The sequence below is a fragment of the Streptomyces sp. NPDC091209 genome (genome assembly GCF_044757755.1).
In the GTDB taxonomy this organism is placed as follows: domain Bacteria; phylum Actinomycetota; class Actinomycetes; order Streptomycetales; family Streptomycetaceae; genus Streptomyces.
In genome coordinates this window covers 572,508-590,718 of record NZ_JBIVVR010000001.1, presented here as the reverse complement: position 1 = coordinate 590,718, position 18,211 = coordinate 572,508, and the positions used below count along the sequence as shown (strand labels likewise).

The following is an 18,211-nucleotide window of genomic DNA, read 5'->3' as shown; positions in this document are numbered from 1 at the left end:
GCGTCGGCGCGGCGGACACCCGGGTGACTCACCGGCGCACGTACGCGGGAGACACCGCCGCCGTGCTGATGCGCCGTGGCTTTCCGGTGCCGTCGGACGGGAGGGTCCACAGGTCCGCCCCGTAGTCGCCGGGGAGGGCGTAGACGAGGGTGTGGTCGTCGCGCCAGACCACCTGGTCGTCGACACTGCGGGGCTCGGCGAGCGGGGTCTCGCGCCCGGTGCGCAGATCGAGGACGTACAGATGCCAGGGGGCGTCCTTGGGAAGGCCCTTGACGCGCTTCTTGTACGCGATCCGGGTGCCGTCGGGGGAGAGGGACGGGCACTCGACGTTCGTGTGCAGGGCGGTGACGGTGCGGGCGGCCAGGTCGCCGCGGACCAGGTGGGTCGCGCCGTGCGTGGCCATCGTGGCGTAGAACGTGCGGTCGTCGCCCGCGAACGTCACGCCCCAGAAGTTGGTGTCGGCCGCGTGGTACGTCCTGCCGTCCATCACCACGCGGTACTCCTCCAGGGACGACGTCAGCTTCCCCGTGCGGGTGTCGACGATCGCCGCCCGGGTCGAGAAGTTCGTCCCCGCGTACGAGTCGCCGCCCACGAACGCCGTCCAGGCCGCGTACCGTCCGCTGGGCGAGACACGGGCGCGGGACGGGATGCCGGGCACGTCGTAGTGGGCCCGCACCCGCAGACCGGCGTCGAGGATCACCGCCCGGTAGGTGTCCTGGACCGCGCCGTGCACCGCCTGGAGGCACACCCCGGTGCCCGAAGCGGCGTAGAAACGGAGGCACTTGACCTTGGACGCGGTGCGCGGGCCCGAGGGGTCGGACGCCGGGACGGACGTCAGCTCGTCGCGGTGCGGGCCCCACGCCATGTTGCGGAACACCAGCCGCCGGGAGTCGGTCAGGGAGACGGGCCCCGCGGTGATCCGCGGGCCGCCCGGCTGGGCCTGGTTCCGGCGCTCCGCGCGGGCCGAGGCGTGCAGCACGGAGGCCGTCGCGACGCCCGCCAGGACGACCAGGGCGCAGACCAGGACCAGGATGCGGGTTCGCAGCGTCATACCAGGCCTTCTGAGGGGGTGCGGCGGACGGGGCGCAGGATCGTCGAGAACAGGGCGCACAGGGCGAGCGCCACGGCCGACGCCATGAGCGCCGTACGGTCGCCCCAGGCCGTCCAGGCCGCGCCGAAGGCGAGCGAGCAGACGAAACGGGCCAGCGCCTGACCCGTCTGGACCAGGGCGAGCCCGGACGACCGCAGTTCCTCGGGCACGTTGTCCGAGGCCGCGGCCATGAGCACACCGTCGGTCGCCGCGTAGAAGCCGCCGTGCAGGAACAGGACGGCGAACGGCAGCGCCGTGCCGTGCCAGGACGTGAGCAGCAGGCCGTACGCGAGGAGCAGGGCGCCGTGCCCTGCCAGGAACACCCGCCAGCGGCCCACCCGGTCCGCGAGCCGGCCGAGCGGGACGGCCAGCAGCAGGAACGCGGCGGCCGTGCCGATGGGCAGCAGCGCGAACCAGCGGTCCGGCACCCCCAGCCTGTGCTGGAGCAGCAGGAACATGAACGAGTCGCTGACCGTGGCGAGGCCGAGCAGCAGCGCGCAGAGCGCGATACCGCGCAGCTCCGGGCGGCGCAGGAGGGCGAGGGCGGCGCGCAGGGTGGGGCGCGGCGCGGCGGGGGCGGCGGGCGCGGCCGGCTCGTCCGGCACAGCCGTACGGGTGGACCGCGCGGCCGTACGCCCCGGCACGAACAGCACCAGGACCAGGACGCCCACGACGGCGACGCAGAAGCTCACCATGAACACCGCGTCGTAGCCGTCGACGGTCGCCCGCAGGATCAGGAAGGCGGCCAGCGGGCCCAGCAGGGCGCCCGCCGTGTCCATCGCGCGATGGACGCCGAAGGCGCGGCCCCGGGTCTCCGGAGTGCTCGACAGGGAGATCAGGGCGTCGCGCGGGGCCGTGCGCAGGCCCTTGCCGGTGCGGTCGGCGGCGAGGACCAGGCCGATGGGAGTCAGGGTCTGTGCCACCAGGAGCAGCGGTTTGCAGGCGGCGGAGAGGGCGTATCCGGCACCCGCCACCCACTTGTGGCGGCCGCCGCCCCGGTCGGCGAGATGCCCTCCGACCAGGCGGACCAGCGCCGAGAAGCCGTTGTAGATCCCGTCGAGGAGTCCGAAGCCGAGGGGGGACAGGCCGAGGCCCGTCACCAGGTACAGGGGCAGGACGGCCGTCACCATCTCCGAGGAGACGTCGGTGACCAGGCTGACCGTGCCGAGTGCCAGCACCGTGGGCGCGACCGCGGCGAGGCGCCGCCCGGCTCGTGGCCGGGCGGCGCTTTCCGCGGACGCCGCCGGAGTACTGGCGCGGCTGTCCGCTACGTACATGTCAGGACGTCCAGATGCCCGTGATGTCCTTGCCGGAGGCCGCGTTGCCGGCGTGCGTGAGGCCGTGCATGTCCTCCAGCGTGCGCAGCAGGTCGTAGTGGTTGTAGGTGGTGGTGGACGAGGACCCCGGAGTCACCTGCTGGCCGTACAGCACCGTCGGGATGTTGTTGCCGGCGAGCCGGTTGTCCTCGTCGAAGGTGACGACGAGCAGGCTGTTGTGGGCCTTGGCCCAGGTGGCGTAGGCGCTCAGGTTGGTCTTCAGCCAGGTGTCACCGGTGGACACCGAGCAGTCGTGCATGTCGCTGCACAGGTTCGGGACGACGAAGGAGACCTGCGGGAGCGTCGTGTAGTCCGTCGGGAACTGGGCGAACGTCTTGGCGCTGGACGTCGGTACGTTGCTGAAGCCGAACCACGGGTTGTGCTTACGCGCGTAGTTCCCGCTGCTGCACGTGGTCGAACCCTGGCTGGGCAGGGTCTCGTTGTAGCTGCCCCAGGTCCTGCCCGCGGCGATCAGCTCGGAGGCCAGGTTCGCGGCGGAGGAGAAGCCGGGCGTGTAGCAGCTGTCGTCCGTGATCCCTTGCGTGGAGCCGGAGAACAGGGCGAAGTAGTTGGGCTGGCTCGGATGGGTCTCGGCGAAGGACTGGGAGAGGTTGGCCCCGCCGGTCCTGAGCGAGTTGATGTACGGGGCGCTGGAGGAGCCGATCACCTGGCTGTAGGCGTGGTTCTCGAAGACCACGACCACGACGTGGTCCGGGGTCGGGACCGCTGCCGCGGCGTGCGCGGGGGCCGAGCCGGCGAACCCGGTCCACAGCCCGACCGCGGCCGCGGTGAAGGCGAGGGCGGATGCCACGACGGCACGACTGCGGGTGTACACGTTTCTGCCGGACACTTCAGACCTCCGGTGGGGGGAAGGCGACGGTGGCGGTGCGGACAGAGCATGCACACGCCAACATTCCCCGCGCTCACATCCCTCAACCGGCGGGATGAAGAGCCGATGAACTACTGCCTCCCCGTCCTTTGTACCGCCTCGCGCGGTTGTCGGCACGGGGCGCCACCGGGCGGACCGGGGTTACGCTCAAGCGCGTACGACCTTGATCGGACCAGAGGTACGGAACGGGGCCAGGTGTACGGGACGGGACCAGGTGTGCTGGACGGGACCGGGCGTACGACGTCGATCGACAGGAGGCCGGGATGACGGCGCCGGGGCGCAGGAGCAGTACCTTCACGCGGCTGCTGCGGCACGGCTTCACCGATCCGTCGGCCGCCGAGCGCCTCCTGGAGGGGCCCGAACTGGCACCCATACGATCCGACCCGGTCCTCCTGGACGCGCTGGGCGCCACCGCCGACCCGGACCTCGCGCTGCTCGGCCTCGTCCGGATCGTCGAGGCACAGGACGAGCACTCCCCCCGGCGGGAACTCCTCGACACGCTGATCGCGGCCAAGCCGCTGCGGGACCGGCTGCTCGGCGTGCTCGGCGCCTCCGCCGCGCTCGGCGACCATCTCGCCCGGCACCCGCACGACTGGCAGGCCCTCGTCACCTACGAGGCGCGGGACCTGCATCCCGGGGTCCCGGAGTTCGAACGCGGGCTGGCGCACGCGACGGACCCCGTCTCGCTGCGTGTCGCCTACCGCCGCTGCCTGCTCTCCATCGCCGCGCGCGACGTGTGCGGCACCATCGACCTCGCCCAGACCGCCGCCGAACTCGCCGACCTCGCCACCGCGACCCTGCGCGCCGCGCTCGCCATAGCCAGGGTCGCCGCGCCCGACGACGACGCGCTGTGCCGGCTCGCGGTCGTCGCGATGGGCAAGTGCGGCGGACACGAACTGAACTACGTGTCCGACGTCGACGTGATCTTCGTGGGGGAGGGCGTCGAAGGGGCCGACGAGCGCAAGGCCGTGCAGGCGGCCACCCGGCTCGCCTCGCACATGATGCGGATCTGCTCCGAGACGACCGTCGAGGGCAGCATCTGGCCGGTCGACGCCAATCTGCGCCCCGAGGGCCGCAACGGCCCCCTCGTGCGCACGCTCGCCAGTCATCTCGCCTACTACCAGCGGTGGGCCAAGACCTGGGAGTTCCAGGCGCTGCTCAAGGCCCGCCCGGTGGCCGGGGACCTGGAGCTGGGCGAGGAGTACGTCGCCACCCTGGCCCCGCTGGTGTGGCACGCCGCCGAGCGGGAGAACTTCGTCGCCGACGTGCAGAAGATGCGGCGCCGGGTCGTCGAGAACATTCCGGCCTCCGAGATCGAGCGGGAGCTCAAGCTCGGCCCCGGAGGGCTCCGGGACGTCGAATTCGCCGTACAGCTCCTGCAGTTGGTGCACGGCCGGGCCGACACCTCGCTGCGCAGCGGTACGACCCTGGACGCCCTGAAGGCGCTCGCCGCGGGCGGATACGTGGGACGCGCCGACGCCGTACAGCTCGACGACGCCTACCGTTTCCTGCGGTCGATGGAACACCGCATACAGCTCTTCCGGCTGCGGCGCACCCATCTGGTGCCGGAGGACGAGGCCGATCTGCGCCGGATCGGGCGGTCGCTCGGACTGCGCGTCGACCCGGTCAAGGAGCTGAACCGGGAGTGGAAGCGGCACGCGGCCATGGTGCGGCGGCTGCACGAGAAGCTGTTCTACCGGCCGTTGCTCGACGCGGTCGCCCAACTGGCGCCGGGGGAGACCCGGTTGAGCCCCGGGGCGGCCCGGGAGCGGCTCGTCGCACTCGGCTACGCCGATCCGGCCAGCGCCCGGCGCCATCTGGAGGCGCTGGCGTCCGGGGTCAGCCGCAAGGCCGCGATCCAACGGACCCTGCTCCCCGTGCTGTTGGGCTGGTTCGCGGACTCCGCCGACCCCGACGCCGGCCTGCTCAACTTCCGGAAGGTGTCGGACGCGCTCGGCAAGACCCCTTGGTATCTACGGCTGTTGAGGGACGAGGGCGCCGCAGCGGAGAACCTCGCGCGGGTGCTCTCGGCGGGCCGGCTCGCCCCCGACCTGCTGATGCGCGCTCCGGAGGCGGTGGCCCTGCTGGGCGACGGGGAGAGCGGCGGCCTCGAACCGCGCGGCCGGGACCATCTGGAGCAGGAGATCCTCGCCGCGGTGCGGCGGGCCGACGGCGGACAGCAGGCGGTGACCGCCGCGCGCGGCGTGCGGCGGCGGGAGCTGTTCCGTACCGCCGCGACCGACATCGTCGCCTCCTACGGGACCGAGGAGACGCCGGCCGTCGCCGATCAGGGGGCGCTCGTCGACCTCGTCGGCGCGGCGGTGTCGGATCTGACGGCGGCGACGATCGCGGGAACCCTGCGGGCCGTGGTCCGGGACGGCTGGGGCGACACCCTGCCCACCCGGTTCGCGGTGATCGGGATGGGCCGCTTCGGGGGCCACGAGCTCGGCTACGGCTCCGACGCGGACGTGCTCTTCGTGCACGAACCCCGCGAGGGCGTCGACGAGCAGGAGGCGTCACGGGCCGCGAACGCCGTGGTGTCCGAGATGCGGCGGCTGCTCCAGCTCCCCAGCGCGGATCCGCCGCTGCTGATCGACGCGGACCTGCGCCCCGAGGGGAAGTCCGGGCCGCTGGTACGGACCCTGAAGTCGTACGAGGCGTACTACCGGCGCTGGTCGCTGGTGTGGGAGTCGCAGGCGCTGCTGCGCGCGGAGGTCGTGGCGGGGGACACCGATCTCGGGAGCCGGTTCATCGAGCTGGTCGATCCGCTGCGGTATCCGGCGGAGGGGCTGGGCGACGAGGCCGTACGGGAGATCCGGCGGCTGAAGGCCCGGATGGAGTCGGAGCGGATGCCGCGCGGCGCCGACCCCACCCTGCACACCAAGCTCGGGCGCGGCGGTCTGTCCGACGTGGAGTGGACGGTCCAGCTCATCCAGCTCCAGCACGGCTGGGTCGAGCCGGGCCTGCGGACGACCCGGACCCGGGAGGCGCTGGCCGCCGCGTGCGCGGCGGAGCTGCTGTCCACGGAGGACGCGGCGACGCTGGACGAGGCCTGGGTCCTGGCCACGCGCGTACGGAACGCGGTGATGCTCGTACGGGGCAGGGCCGGCGACACCTTCCCCTCGGACGGGCGCGAGCTCGCCGCCGTGGGCCGCTACCTGGGGTACGACCCGGGGCACGTCGGAGACATGCTCGACGACTACCGGCGCACCACCCGGCGGGCCCGGGCGGTGGTGGACGAACTGTTCTACGGAGCGCGAGAGACGCCCTGACGGTCACCGTCCGTGACTACCAGGGCGTCATTCGGCTCGTTCGGCTCGTTCAGGGTTTCGCCGGCAGGGCCGGTGTCCCGCGGGTCCCGGGGACCCATTGCGGCAGCGCGTACGGCAGCGCTCCGTACCACAGGCGGGCCACCAGGAAGCCGAAGGCGAGGCAGAGCAGGCCGCCCACCGCGTCCAGCCAGAAGTGGTTGGCGGTGGCGACGATGACCACGAGTGTGGCCGCCGGGTAGAGGACGCCGAGGATGCGGGCCCAGGGGGCCGAGGCCAGCGCGAAGACGGTCAGGCCGCACCACACGGACCAGCCGATGTGCATGGAGGGCATCGCGGCGTACTGGTTGGACATGTGTTTGAGATCGCCGGAGGCCATCGAGCCCCAGGTCTCGTGGACCATGACCGTGTCGACGAAGTTGCCGCCGGTCATCAGACGGGGTGGCGCGAGCGGGAAGAGGTAGTAGCCGACGAGGGCCACCGCCGTGGTGGCGAAGAGCGCGAGACGGGCCGCCGCATAGCGGCCGGGATGACAGCGGTACAGCCAGATCAGCACACTCAGCGTCACCACGAAGTGCAGGGTCGCGTAGTAGTAGTTCATCCCGATGATCAGCCAGCCGACCGAGTTCACCGCGTGGTTGACGGACTCCTCGACCGCGAGACCGAGGTGGTGCTCCATCCGCCAGATCCAGTCCGCGTTGCGCAGCGCTTCGCGTCTCTGCTCCGGAACCGCGTTCCGGATCAGCGAGTACGTCCAGTAACTCATGGCGATGATCAGGACTTCGAACCAGAGGCGGGGGCGACGCGGGGCCCGCATCCGACGCAGGACTTTGTTACCCGCCTTCTCCTCCGCGACGGGTTGTGGAGTGGCCTTGTCCCGGCCTTCCAGTGTCGTCACGGTGTTTCACCCATAGGCACAGAGTCTGCCAGAAAAGCCTCAACTCACCGATCATCCCTCGGTCGGTTCCTGGCCGCACGTTCTACGCCCTGGGGAGTCCGAAAGCCCCTCTTGTCCTCCTACTCAGGGACGATTCCGCTCCCCGGGCGCCGAAGCGGTCGAACCACGCACCACCAGTTCCGGCATGAAGACGAATTCGCTGTGCGGCGCGGGCGTGCCGCCGATCTCCTCCAGCAGCGTGCGCACCGCGGCCTGGCCCATCGCGGGCACCGGCTTGCGGACCGTCGTGAGCGGCGGGTCGGTGAAGGCGATCAGCGGCGAGTCGTCGAAGCCCACGACCGAGATGTCCGTGGGGACCTCCAGGCCGCGCTGGCGTGCCGCCCGTATCGCGCCGAGCGCCATCATGTCGCTGGCACAGACGATCGCCGTGCAGTCACGGTCCATGAGCGCGCTCGCGGCGGCCTGACCGCCCTCCAGCGTGTACAGCGAGTGCTGGACCAGTCGCTCCTCGACGTCGGCGGGGGCGAGGCCGAGCTGCTCCTGCATCGTGCGCACGAAGCCCTCGATCTTGCGCTGCACCGGCACGAACCGCTTGGGGCCGAGGGCGAGCCCGATATGGGTGTGCCCGAGCGAGGCGAGGTGGGTGACCGCGAGGGCCATCGCCGCGCGGTCGTCCGGCGAGATGAACGGCGCCTGCACCTTCGGCGAGAAGCCGTCGACCAGGACGAACGGGACACCCCGGCCGCGCAGTTGCTCGTACCGCTGCATATCGGCCGAGGTGTCGGCGTGCAGACCGGAGACGAAGATGATGCCGGCGACGCCACGGTCGACCAGCATCTCGGTCAGCTCGTCCTCGGTGGAGCCGCCCGGAGTCTGGGTCGCGAGGACGGGGGTGTAGCCCTGGCGTGTCAGGGCCTGCCCGATGACCTGCGCGAGGGCAGGGAATATCGGGTTCTCCAGCTCGGGGGTTATGAGGCCCACCAGGCCCTCGCTGCGCTGCCGCAGGCGCACCGGGCGCTCGTAGCCCAGGACGTCGAGCGCGGCCAGGACGGACTGGCGCGTGGTCGCGGCGACGCCCGGCTTCCCGTTCAGGACGCGACTGACCGTCGCCTCACTGACCCCCGCCTGGGCTGCGATGTCGGCAAGCCGTGTGGTCACAGGATTGGACTGTACCGGTCGCATCTCACCCTGCCCACCAACCAGACGCCGTGTGCGGGCGGTTGATCGGCCCGCTCCGGGCTGCTGCGTCATCGCGCTCCCTCGTGTTCTGGTCGGCTCGGTGTCCCGTGCGTGCTCCGCGCGGGAAGGGGTGGCTCCTGCAAGGCGCTGACGGGCTGATGATCCCCGTACGCGACACCCGTGGCAAGAGCTTGCAGAGTCTTGCACAGAGGCCCGGATGTCTGCTGATCGGCCTGGTAGCAGGGTTTCGGGACGGCTGCCGCGAGGTCACGGCGGCGTAACTGTCGCCAGTTCTTGCACTTTTTTGCTGCAAGGTCTTTCGCGCCGCTTACAACGCTGTTACGTTCACGTCGCCCGGCGGACGCAACGGCGCAGTCGGCAAGTCGGCAGGGGAATCGGGCGGGACCGATTCCCCGCCCACTCGGGCTTTCACCCTCAAGGAGAACTCATGCGGCGTGGCATAGCGGCCAGTGCGCTGGTGGCGTCTTTCGCCCTCGCGGCGACGGCCTGCGGCGGCAGCGGCAGTGACAGCAGCGACAAGGCCAGTGGGCCCGTCACCATCACGTGGTGGGACACGTCCAACGCCACCAATGAGGCGCCGACGTACCAGGCCTTGGTCAAGCAGTTCGAGGCCGCCAACAAGAACATCAAGGTCAAGTACGTCAACGTGCCCTTCGACCAGGCGCAGAACAAGTTCGACACGGCCGCCGGTGCCTCCGGCGCCCCGGACATCCTGCGCTCCGAGGTCGGCTGGACCCCCGCCTTCGCCAAGAAGGGCTACTTCCTGCCGCTGGACGGCACCGCCGCCCTCGCGGACCAGGCCAAGTTCAAGCCCAACCTGATCGAGCAGGCCAAGTACGACGGCAAGACCTACGGTGTGCCGCTCGTCACGGACACCCTGGCGCTCGTCTACAACAAGGCGCTGTTCCAGAAGGCCGGCATCACCGAGGCGCCCAAGACCTGGAGCGACCTGAAGAAGGACGCGGCCACCATCAAGGGCAAGACCGGCGTCGACGGCTACTGGGGCTCGACCCAGGCCTACTACGCGCAGAACTTCCTCTACGGCGAGGGCACCGACACCGTCGACGCCGCCGCCAAGAAGATCACGGTCAACTCCCCCGCCGCGAAGAAGGCGTACGGCACCTGGCTGGGCCTGTTCGCCGGCAAGGGCCTGCACAAGGCGGACACCACCGCCGACGCCTACGCCCACATCCAGGACGCGTTCGTCAACGGCAAGGTCGCCGCGATCGTCCAGGGTCCCTGGGAGATCACGAACTTCTACAAGGGTTCGGCGTTCTCGGACAAGGCGAACCTCGGTATCGCCACCGTCCCGGCCGGCTCCACCGGCAAGGCGGGCGCCCCGACCGGCGGCCACAACCTCTCGGTCTACGCCGGCTCGGACAAGGCCCACCAGGCCGCGTCGCTGAAGTTCGTCAACTTCATGACCTCGGCGAAGTCCCAGGCCACCATCGCGCTGAAGAACTCCACGCTGCCGACGCGTGACGACGCCTACACCGACGCCGTCAAGGCCGACCCGGGCATCGCCGGCTACGGCACGGTCCTCTCCGCCGCCCAGCCGCGCCCGGCGCTGCCCGAGTACAGCTCGCTGTGGGGCCCGCTGGACACCGAGCTGCCCAAGATCGCCGGTGGCAAGGAGTCCCTGGACAAGGGTCTGAGCAACGTCGAGCTGGCCATCGCCAAGCTGGTGCCGGACTTCAGCAAGTGAGCCCGTGTGGCCGCCGGATCCTTCCCCGGCCCGACTTCGGTCGGGCCCGGGGGACCCCGACAGGGGAAACGGAACCGGCGGCCACCGGTTGTGTGCGCCCAACTCCTGATCTTGCAGAAGGTGTCGAACCATGACAGTCGCCATCGACCGCGCGACCGGCAAGCGCCGCGGTGACCGAGCACCGCGTCCCGGCCGGATGCAGCGTCTCAAGCACTCGTACCAGAAGTACTGGTACGCGTACGCGATGATCGCCCCGGTCGTCGTCGTACTCGGCGGATTGGTGCTCTATCCGCTGGTTCGGGGCCTCTACCTGACGCTCACGGACGCCAACAGCCTCAACTCGGCCCGCACGATCGGCGTCAACCACATCGACGCCACCTACAAGTTCATAGGCCTGGACAACTACAAGGACATCCTGTGGGGTCCGACGTCGTACGACCGCTTCTGGTCGCACTTCATCTGGACCATCGCCTGGACCGTCATCTGTGTCGCCCTGCACTACTGCATCGGCCTGGGTCTCGCGCTGCTGCTCAACCAGAAGCTGCGCGGCCGTACGTTCTACCGGCTGATCCTGGTGCTGCCGTGGGCCGTGCCGACCTTCGTGACCGTCTTCGGCTGGCGCTTCATGCTCGCGGACGGCGGGATCATCGACTCGATGCTCCACGCGGTGCACCTGCCGGCACCGGCCTGGCTGGAGGACACCTTCTGGCAGCGCTTCGCCGCCATCATGGTCAACACCTGGTGCGGTGTGCCGTTCATGATGGTCTCGCTGCTCGGCGGACTGCAGTCCATCGACGGCACGCTGTACGAGGCCGCCGAGATGGACGGTGCGAACGCCTGGCAGCAGTTCCGCTACGTGACCCTCCCGGGCCTGCGTTCGGTCAGCTCCACCGTCGTGCTCCTCGGCATCATCTGGACCTTCAACCAGTTCGCCGTGATCTTCCTGCTGTTCGGCAACACCGCGCCGGACGCGCAGATCCTCGTCACCTGGGCCTACTACCTCGGCTTCGGACAGCAGCCGCGTGACTTCGCCCAGTCGGCGGCCTACGGCATGCTGCTGCTGGCCATCCTGATCGTCTTCACCTCCTTCTACCGCCGCTGGCTGAACCGCAATGACCAGCAGCTCGCGATCTGAGGCAGGAGTCTCCATGAGCACCACCACACTTCAGACGCCTCCGGCCGAGCAGGCTCCCGGTAACGACGAGCAGCCCCGCCCGGCGCGCAAGCGCGGTCAACGCGGCCTCGCGGGCAGCCTCGCCTCCCACGGCATCCTGACCTTCGCGAGCCTGGTCGCGCTGTTCCCGATCGCCTGGCTCGTCTTCCTGTCCCTCGGACCGGGCGAGGACGACTACCTGCACCCCGGACGCATCTGGCACACGATGACGTTCGGCAACTACTCCTTCGTGCTCCAGCACACGAACTTCTTCGAGTGGATGAAGAGTTCGCTCATCGTGTCGCTCGGCACCACGGTGATCGGCGTGATGGTCGCCGCCACCACCGGCTACGCGGTCTCACGCATGCGCTTCCCCGGCTACAAGAAGTTCATGTGGGTCCTGCTGGTCACCCAGATGTTCCCGATCGCCGTGCTGATCGTGCCGATGTACCAGATCCTCTCGGACCTCCAGCTCATCGACTCGTACTTCGGCCTGATCCTCGTCTACTGCTCGACGGCGGTGCCGTACAGCGCCTGGCTGCTCAAGGGCTACTTCGACACCATTCCGTTCGAGATCGACGAGGCCGGCCGCGTCGACGGACTGAGCCCCTTCGGCACCTTCTTCCGGCTGATCCTGCCGCTCGCCAAGCCGGGCCTCGCGGTGGCCGCCTTCTACAACTTCATCACCGCGTTCGGCGAGGTCGCCTTCGCCTCGACGTTCATGCTGGACGACTCGAAGTACACCTTCGCCGTCGGACTCCAGAGCTTCGTCAGCGAGCACGACGCGCAGCGCAACCTCATGGCGGCCACCGCCGTGCTGGTCGCGATACCCGTCTCCCTCTTCTTCTACCTGGTGCAGAAGAACCTGGTGACCGGACTCACCGCGGGCGGCACGAAGGGCTGATCCGCGAGGACGCCCCCAGAACGCCCGAAGACTCCCGCGCGCTCCAAGCGCGCGGGTGGCGGCCGCGGTGCCCATCCGACCCCGCCGGTACCGCGGCCGCCTCATTCCTCTGCCCCGACATCTCTCGCCCCGACACTCTCGCCCCGAAGCCTCTCGCCCCGTGCTCCCGGCCTCGCGTGAGCAGGGGTCTGCCCCCACAGCCGAATTCCTCCCCACGCCCGACCGCGCTCGGACACGGGGACCCTCATCGCATCAAGGACGCCATGAGCCAGCACTCCGCCGACCAGGCCCCGAACTCCGTTCTCGCCACCGTCGCCGCGCATCGCGACTGGTGGCGCGACGCGGTGATCTACCAGGTCTATCCGCGCAGCTTCGCCGACAGCAACGGCGACGGCATGGGCGACCTGGAGGGCGTACGTTCCCGACTCCCGTACCTGCGCGACCTCGGCGTGGACGCCGTGTGGCTCAGCCCCTTCTACGCCTCGCCGCAGGCCGACGCCGGCTACGACGTGGCGGACTACCGGGCGGTCGACCCGATGTTCGGCAACCTGCTGGACGCCGACGCCCTGATCCGTGACGCCCACGGCCTGGGCCTGCGGATCATCGTCGACCTCGTGCCCAACCACTCCTCGGACCAGCACGAGTGGTTCAAGCGCGCGCTGCGCGAGGGCCCCGGCTCCTCGCTGCGCGACCGCTACCACTTCAAGCCGGGCAAGGGCGAGAACGGCGAACTGCCGCCCAACGACTGGGAGTCCATCTTCGGCGGCCCGGCCTGGACCCGGGTCACCGAGCCGGACGGCACCGCCGGCGAGTGGTACCTGCATCTCTTCGCGCCCGAGCAGCCCGACTTCAACTGGGAACACCCGGCCGTGGGCGACGAGTTCCGCTCGATCCTGCGGTTCTGGCTGGACATGGGCGTCGACGGGTTCCGTATCGACGTCGCGCACGGCATGGTCAAGGCGGCGGGCCTGCCCGACCTCGGCGACCATGACCAGCTGAAACTGCTGGGCAACGATGTCATGCCGTTCTTCGACCAGGACGGCGTGCACGACATCTACCGGCAGTGGCGCACGATCCTCGACGAGTACTCCGGCGAGCGCATCTTCGTCGCCGAGGCGTGGACCCCGACGATCGAGCGCACCGCCAACTACGTGCGCCCCGACGAGCTGCACCAGGCCTTCAACTTCCAGTACCTGGGCACCCATTGGGACGCGGCCGAGCTGCGCTCGGTGATCGACCGCACGCTCGACGCGATGCGCCCGGTCGGCGCCCCCTCCACCTGGGTGCTGTCCAACCACGACGTGACCCGGCACGCCACCCGGTTCGCCAACGAGCCCGGCCTCGGCACCCAGATCCGCACCGCGGGCGACCGCGCGCTCGGTCTGCGCCGGGCCCGCGCGGCGAGCCTGCTGATGCTGGCCCTGCCCGGCTCCGCCTACGTCTACCAGGGCGAGGAGCTCGGCCTGCCCGACGTCGTCGACCTGCCGGACGAGGTGCGCCAGGACCCCGCCTTCTTCCGGGGCGCCGGCCAGGACGGCTTCCGCGACGGCTGCCGGGTGCCGATCCCGTGGACCCGGGCCGGCTCGTCGTACGGCTTCGGCGACGGGGGCAGCTGGTTGCCGCAGCCCGCCGAGTGGGCCGAGCTGAGCGTCGAGGCGCAGACCGGTGCGGAGGGTTCCACCCTTGAGCTGTACCGCGACGCCCTCGCGGTCCGGCGCGAGCGCGCCGACCTCGGCGCGGGTGACGCCGTTACGTGGCTGACCGCTCCGGAGGGCGTTCTCGCCTTCCAGCGCGGCGAGTTCGTCTGCACCGCGAACACCGGCAGCGAGGCCGTGACCGTCCCCGCCTACGGCCGGGTGCTCGTCGCCAGCGCCGAGGTGAGCCTGTCGCAGGACGGCGAGGCGAAGCTGCCCGCCGACACGACCGTGTGGTGGGCGGTCTGACCCACACGTGAGCGGTGCCCCGGTCCTGACCGCCGGAGCACCGCTCGCCTGTCGGCCGGCCCGGCCTACGCGTGAAGGGTGCTCCGGTCCTGACCACCGGAGCACCCCTCACCTGATGGCCGGCCCGGACCGTGCGAGAGCGGTGCTCCGGAACCTGACGGCCGGAGCACCGCTTCCGTGTGCGGCCCCTTACTTCCAGGTGTCGCCGACCGAGTACCCGGCGCCCGAGCCGGTGGTGTAGGCCCGGTTGTCCCCGGACTCCCAGGTCACCGCGCCCGAGGCGTCCTTCTTGATGTACTTGTACGTGAACGACGTCGACTTGGGCACGATCACCAGCCGGCCCCAGTACGGGTACGACGCCGAGGACAGCGGGATCGCGTCGGCGGTGTTCCAGGAGCCGAGCGAGGGGACCGATCCGACGACGTAGACGTTGGTGCCGTAGACGGTGGTCGCGGTCACTCCGAAGGTCAGGTCCGTCGCGTCGGCGTCGGCCACGTTCCAGGAGTTGTCGGCCGCGACGGCCGCCGTGCCGGTGGTGAGGGTCCGGTTGGCGTTGGACTCCCAGGTGACGTTCCCCGAGGAGTCCTTCTTGATGTACTTGTACGTGATCGTGCTGTTCGCCGGCACCGAGACGTCCGTCTTCCAGACCGGATAGCCGGACGAGGACAGCTTGACCGCGCTCGCCGTGTTCCAGGCGCCCAAAGCGGCCACCGAACCGACCACGTACACGTTCGTCCCGGAGCCGGTCGACGCGTACTCGCCGAAGGTCGCCGTGACCGTGCCCGGATCGGTGCCACCACCGCCGCCGCCACCGCAGTCGACCGCGCAGACGTAGGCCGGGTCGTAGAACGCGACGGCGCCCTTGGCGGGCACGGTCAGGGAGGCCCTGCCGCCGGTGACCGTGACCGAGGTGGCACCGCCGTCGATCACGTTCGGGTAGGTGCCGTCCGCGAGACCGGTCGTGTACGTGTACGTGTTGGCGCCCGAGCTGTTGTTGATGGCCACGAACCCGGCGCCGCCCCGGCCGAAGTCGATCACGTTGGACGCGGGGGACTGCCAGTTGGCCACGGAGTACCCGGCGGCCGCGTTGTGCCAGCCGATCATGCCGGAGACAGCGGTGTCACGGTCGAGGCAGTACCAGCCGGAGGCGCAGTCGGTGTCGGTGACGAAGCCGCCGCCCGAGTTCGGCGGGGCCTGGTCGCTCTGGCTGAAGGTCCAGCCGGAGTACACGGACGGCCTGCCGTAACCGCGCGCCAGCTGGAAGACGTTGGCGAGCACGGCGGTGGCGCCGTCCTTGTAGCTGAGGGAGTAGCCGTTGCGCTCGGTGTCGTGGTTGGTGACGAAGGTGTTGGAGTTCGCCTCGGCCGCAAGCCCCCAACTGCTCCCGAAACTCGACAGGTTGGCGATGTCGCCCTGGAACTGGGACTTGATCTGCGAGGCGAAGGTGAAGTCGAGGACGTCACCGGTGCCGTAGTACTCGTCGGTCGAGGGCGGGGTGCCGGGATAGACCTCCTGGGTGATGTACGGCGCCGAGCCCGAGGTCGTGGTGTGCAGTCCGGCGACGATCGCGCTCAGGTCGGCGGCCTCGATGTGCTTGGCCGCGTCGATCCGGAAGCCGTCGACGCCCAGGTCGATCTGCGCGTTGAGGAAACCGGTGATCTTCGAGCGGACGTTGCTCTCGGCGGTGTCCAGGTCGGGCAGGCCGAGCAGTTCGCAGTGCTGCACCTGATAGCGGTTGGTCCAGTCGGTGATCGTCGTGGTGCAGTCGTCGCTGTCGGCCGGGTCGTAGTCCGGGGTGTCGTACTTGTTGGTGATGACCGTTCCGTTGTAGCCGGTGCCGGTCTGCGCGGCGGTGTGGTTGATCACCGCGTCGGTGTAGACCTTGATGCCGGCCGCGTGACACGTGTCGACCATGGCCTTGAAGCCCGCCGCGGTGCCGAAGCGGCTGTTCAGGTTGTAGGAGTAGGGCTGATAGACGTCCCACCAGTAGTAGTCGGCCTGCTTCAGCGACTCGGCGGGCGGGGCCACCTGGACCGCTCCGTACCCGGCCGGGTCGAGGACGTTCGTACACTCGGACGCGACCGACTTCCAGTTCCATTCCCACAGGTTGGCGATCACATCGCCGTTGGCGACACCGGTGTCCGCCGCCGCTGCCTGGTGGGCGGGCAGCGCGGCCAGTCCGCCGAGCGCCAGCGCGACGGTCACCAGCAGCCGGGAAACCCTTCTTCGTCGTAGGGCCATCGGGGGTGCGGCTCCTCTCCGGATCCGGTCAGCACGGCCGCGGGGCGCGGTGAGCCGACCCGTGTGGAGCGTGGGACCACTGAAGGGGGCTCGTCAATAAGGGAGTTGGAAGTTCTTTCGACATCTTGCTGAAACTTGACTGCAAGCGGTACGTTCCGATCCCCCCACCCGCACGACGAAGTGCAGGAGTACCCACACATGGCAAGGAAAACGCTTGCCGCCTCGTTCGCCCTCGTGGCGGGCCTGGCGGTCTCGGTGGCCGTTCCCCCCGGTTCCGCGGTGGCCTCGCCGCCCGGCACCAAGGACGTCACCGCCGTCCTGTTCGAGTGGAAATTCGACTCGGTCGCCAAGGAATGCACCAACACGCTGGGCCCCGCCGGATACGGCTACGTCCAGGTGTCCCCGCCCGCCGAGCACATACAGGGCTCGCAGTGGTGGACCTCGTACCAGCCCGTGAGCTACAAGATCGCCGGCCGGCTCGGCGACGCCACCTCCTTCAAGAACATGGTCAGCACCTGCCACGCGGCCGGTGTGAAGGTCGTGACGGACACCGTCATCAACCACATGTCCGCCGGATCCGGCACCGGCACCGGCGGCTCTTCGTACACGAAGTACAACTACCCGGGCCTGTACTCGTCCGCCGACATGGACGACTGCACGGCCACCATCAGCGACTACACCAACCGCGCCAACGTCCAGAACTGCGAACTCGTCGGCCTCGCCGACCTGGACACCGGCGAGGAGTACGTCCGGGCGACCATCGCCGGCTACATGAACACCCTGCTCGGCTACGGCGTCGACGGGTTCCGCATCGACGCCGCCAAGCACATCCCGGCGGCCGACCTCGCCAACATCAAGTCCCGGCTGAGCAACCCGTCCGTCTACTGGAAGCAGGAGGTCATCTACGGCTCCGGCGAGGCCGTCCAGCCCACCGAGTACACCGGCAACGGCGACGTCCAGGAGTTCCGCTACGCCTACGACCTCAAGCGGGTCTTCAACAACGAGAACCTCGCCTACCTGAAGAACTACGGCGAGGGCTGGGGCTACATGAGCAGCTCGGTCGCGGCCGTCTTCGTCGACAACCACGACACCGAGCGCAACGGCTCGACGCTCAACTACAAGGACGGGGCGAACTACACCCTCGCCAACGTCTTCATGCTCGCCTACCCCTACGGCGCCCCCGACATCAACTCCGGCTACGAGTGGTCCGACGCGGACGCCGGACCGCCCAACGGCGGTACCGTCAACGCCTGTTGGCAGGACGGCTGGAAGTGCCAGCACGCCTGGCCGGAGATCAAGTCGATGGTCGCCTTCCGCAACACCACCCGCGGACAGGCCCTCAGCAACTGGTGGGACGACGGCGGTGACGCCATCGCCTTCGGCCGCGGCAGCAAGGGCTTCGTGGCCATCAACCACGAGACCTCCTCGCTGAGCCGGACGTACAGCACCTCGCTCGCCGCGGGAACGTACTGCAACGTCCAGAACAACACCAGCATCACGGTGAACAGTTCAGGCCAGTTCACGGCCACGCTGGGTGCCAACACGGCACTTGCCATCTATGCGGGCAAGTCCAGCTGCTGAAAAGTCTTTCCGCACGTTGCAA

Annotated in this window: 12 protein-coding genes; 6 read left to right on the top strand and 6 right to left on the bottom strand. The window is 69.7% G+C overall.

The window, feature by feature from the left end:
* Window positions 1–28: 28 nt before the first annotated feature.
* The 3 genes from ACIQRL_RS02580 to ACIQRL_RS02570 are packed head-to-tail and all read right to left on the bottom strand — an operon-like array spanning window position 29 to window position 3,256.
* The gene (locus ACIQRL_RS02580; protein ID WP_401326007.1) at window positions 29–1,051 is read right to left on the bottom strand and encodes a TolB family protein; all 1,023 of its coding nucleotides are present in this window, start codon (window positions 1,049–1,051) and stop codon (window positions 29–31) included.
* Window positions 1,048–2,367: an MFS transporter gene (locus ACIQRL_RS02575; protein WP_401326005.1), complete on the bottom strand. Its 1,320-nt coding sequence runs from the start codon at window positions 2,365–2,367 to the stop codon at window positions 1,048–1,050. Before ACIQRL_RS02575 ends, ACIQRL_RS02580 begins: the two co-directional genes overlap by 4 nt.
* A 1-nt stretch (window position 2,368) precedes the next feature.
* The gene (locus ACIQRL_RS02570; protein ID WP_401326002.1) at window positions 2,369–3,256 is read right to left on the bottom strand and encodes an alkaline phosphatase family protein; all 888 of its coding nucleotides are present in this window, start codon (window positions 3,254–3,256) and stop codon (window positions 2,369–2,371) included.
* A gap of 302 nt (window positions 3,257–3,558) precedes the next feature.
* Between ACIQRL_RS02570 and ACIQRL_RS02565 the strand changes: the two genes are divergently transcribed.
* Window positions 3,559–6,567 carry a bifunctional [glutamine synthetase] adenylyltransferase/[glutamine synthetase]-adenylyl-L-tyrosine phosphorylase gene (locus tag ACIQRL_RS02565; protein ID WP_401325999.1) on the top strand — a complete coding sequence of 1,003 codons (3,009 nt, stop codon included), beginning with the start codon at window positions 3,559–3,561 and terminating at the stop codon, window positions 6,565–6,567.
* A gap of 49 nt (window positions 6,568–6,616) precedes the next feature.
* Here the strand turns inward: ACIQRL_RS02565 and ACIQRL_RS02560 are convergent, their stop codons facing one another.
* Window positions 6,617–7,453: a phosphatase PAP2 family protein gene (locus ACIQRL_RS02560; protein WP_401328026.1), complete on the bottom strand. Its 837-nt coding sequence runs from the start codon at window positions 7,451–7,453 to the stop codon at window positions 6,617–6,619.
* Window positions 7,454–7,585: 132 nt separating this feature from the next.
* On the bottom strand, window positions 7,586–8,620 hold the full coding sequence (locus tag ACIQRL_RS02555; protein WP_401325996.1) for a LacI family DNA-binding transcriptional regulator: 1,035 nt from the start codon (window positions 8,618–8,620) through the stop codon (window positions 7,586–7,588).
* Between the two features lie 469 nt (window positions 8,621–9,089).
* Between ACIQRL_RS02555 and ACIQRL_RS02550 the strand changes: the two genes are divergently transcribed.
* The 4 genes from ACIQRL_RS02550 (at window position 9,090) to ACIQRL_RS02535 (ending at window position 14,367) form a co-directional block, all read left to right on the top strand.
* Complete coding sequence (locus ACIQRL_RS02550) at window positions 9,090–10,367, top strand: extracellular solute-binding protein (protein WP_328555897.1); 1,278 nt, start codon at window positions 9,090–9,092, stop codon at window positions 10,365–10,367.
* A gap of 130 nt (window positions 10,368–10,497) precedes the next feature.
* Complete coding sequence (locus tag ACIQRL_RS02545; protein ID WP_401325992.1) at window positions 10,498–11,502, top strand: carbohydrate ABC transporter permease; 1,005 nt, start codon at window positions 10,498–10,500, stop codon at window positions 11,500–11,502.
* 13 nt (window positions 11,503–11,515) lie between these two features.
* Window positions 11,516–12,424, top strand: a complete 909-nt coding sequence (locus ACIQRL_RS02540) for a sugar ABC transporter permease (protein WP_401325989.1) — start codon at window positions 11,516–11,518, stop codon at window positions 12,422–12,424.
* 263 nt (window positions 12,425–12,687) lie between these two features.
* Window positions 12,688–14,367 carry a glycoside hydrolase family 13 protein gene (locus ACIQRL_RS02535; RefSeq protein WP_401325986.1) on the top strand — a complete coding sequence of 560 codons (1,680 nt, stop codon included), beginning with the start codon at window positions 12,688–12,690 and terminating at the stop codon, window positions 14,365–14,367.
* A gap of 189 nt (window positions 14,368–14,556) precedes the next feature.
* Here the strand turns inward: ACIQRL_RS02535 and ACIQRL_RS02530 are convergent, their stop codons facing one another.
* Window positions 14,557–16,608, bottom strand: coding sequence for a carbohydrate-binding module family 20 domain-containing protein (locus ACIQRL_RS02530; protein ID WP_401325983.1), 2,052 nt, complete (start codon window positions 16,606–16,608; stop codon window positions 14,557–14,559).
* A 198-nt stretch (window positions 16,609–16,806) separates the two neighbouring features.
* On the opposite strand from ACIQRL_RS02530, the gene ACIQRL_RS02525 reads away from it, so the two are divergent.
* Window positions 16,807–18,189 (top strand): alpha-amylase family protein, encoded by a 1,383-nt coding sequence (locus ACIQRL_RS02525; RefSeq protein WP_401325981.1) that lies wholly within the window; start codon window positions 16,807–16,809, stop codon window positions 18,187–18,189.
* The last annotated feature ends 22 nt before the right edge of the window (window positions 18,190–18,211 follow it).

Excerpts from the sequence above, each read along its gene's own strand:
- ACIQRL_RS02580 (WP_401326007.1), bottom strand. The coding sequence starts at position 1,051 with ATGACGCTGCGAACCCGCATCCTGGTCCTGGTCTGCGCCCTGGTCGTC.
- ACIQRL_RS02575 (WP_401326005.1), bottom strand. The coding sequence starts at position 2,367 with ATGTACGTAGCGGACAGCCGCGCCAGTACTCCGGCGGCGTCCGCGGAA.
- ACIQRL_RS02565 (WP_401325999.1), top strand. The coding sequence starts at position 3,559 with ATGACGGCGCCGGGGCGCAGGAGCAGTACCTTCACGCGGCTGCTGCGG.
- ACIQRL_RS02550 (WP_328555897.1), top strand. The coding sequence starts at position 9,090 with ATGCGGCGTGGCATAGCGGCCAGTGCGCTGGTGGCGTCTTTCGCCCTC.
- ACIQRL_RS02545 (WP_401325992.1), top strand. The coding sequence starts at position 10,498 with ATGACAGTCGCCATCGACCGCGCGACCGGCAAGCGCCGCGGTGACCGA.
- ACIQRL_RS02540 (WP_401325989.1), top strand. The coding sequence starts at position 11,516 with ATGAGCACCACCACACTTCAGACGCCTCCGGCCGAGCAGGCTCCCGGT.
- ACIQRL_RS02535 (WP_401325986.1), top strand. The coding sequence starts at position 12,688 with ATGAGCCAGCACTCCGCCGACCAGGCCCCGAACTCCGTTCTCGCCACC.
- ACIQRL_RS02530 (WP_401325983.1), bottom strand. The coding sequence starts at position 16,608 with ATGGCCCTACGACGAAGAAGGGTTTCCCGGCTGCTGGTGACCGTCGCG.
- ACIQRL_RS02525 (WP_401325981.1), top strand. The coding sequence starts at position 16,807 with ATGGCAAGGAAAACGCTTGCCGCCTCGTTCGCCCTCGTGGCGGGCCTG.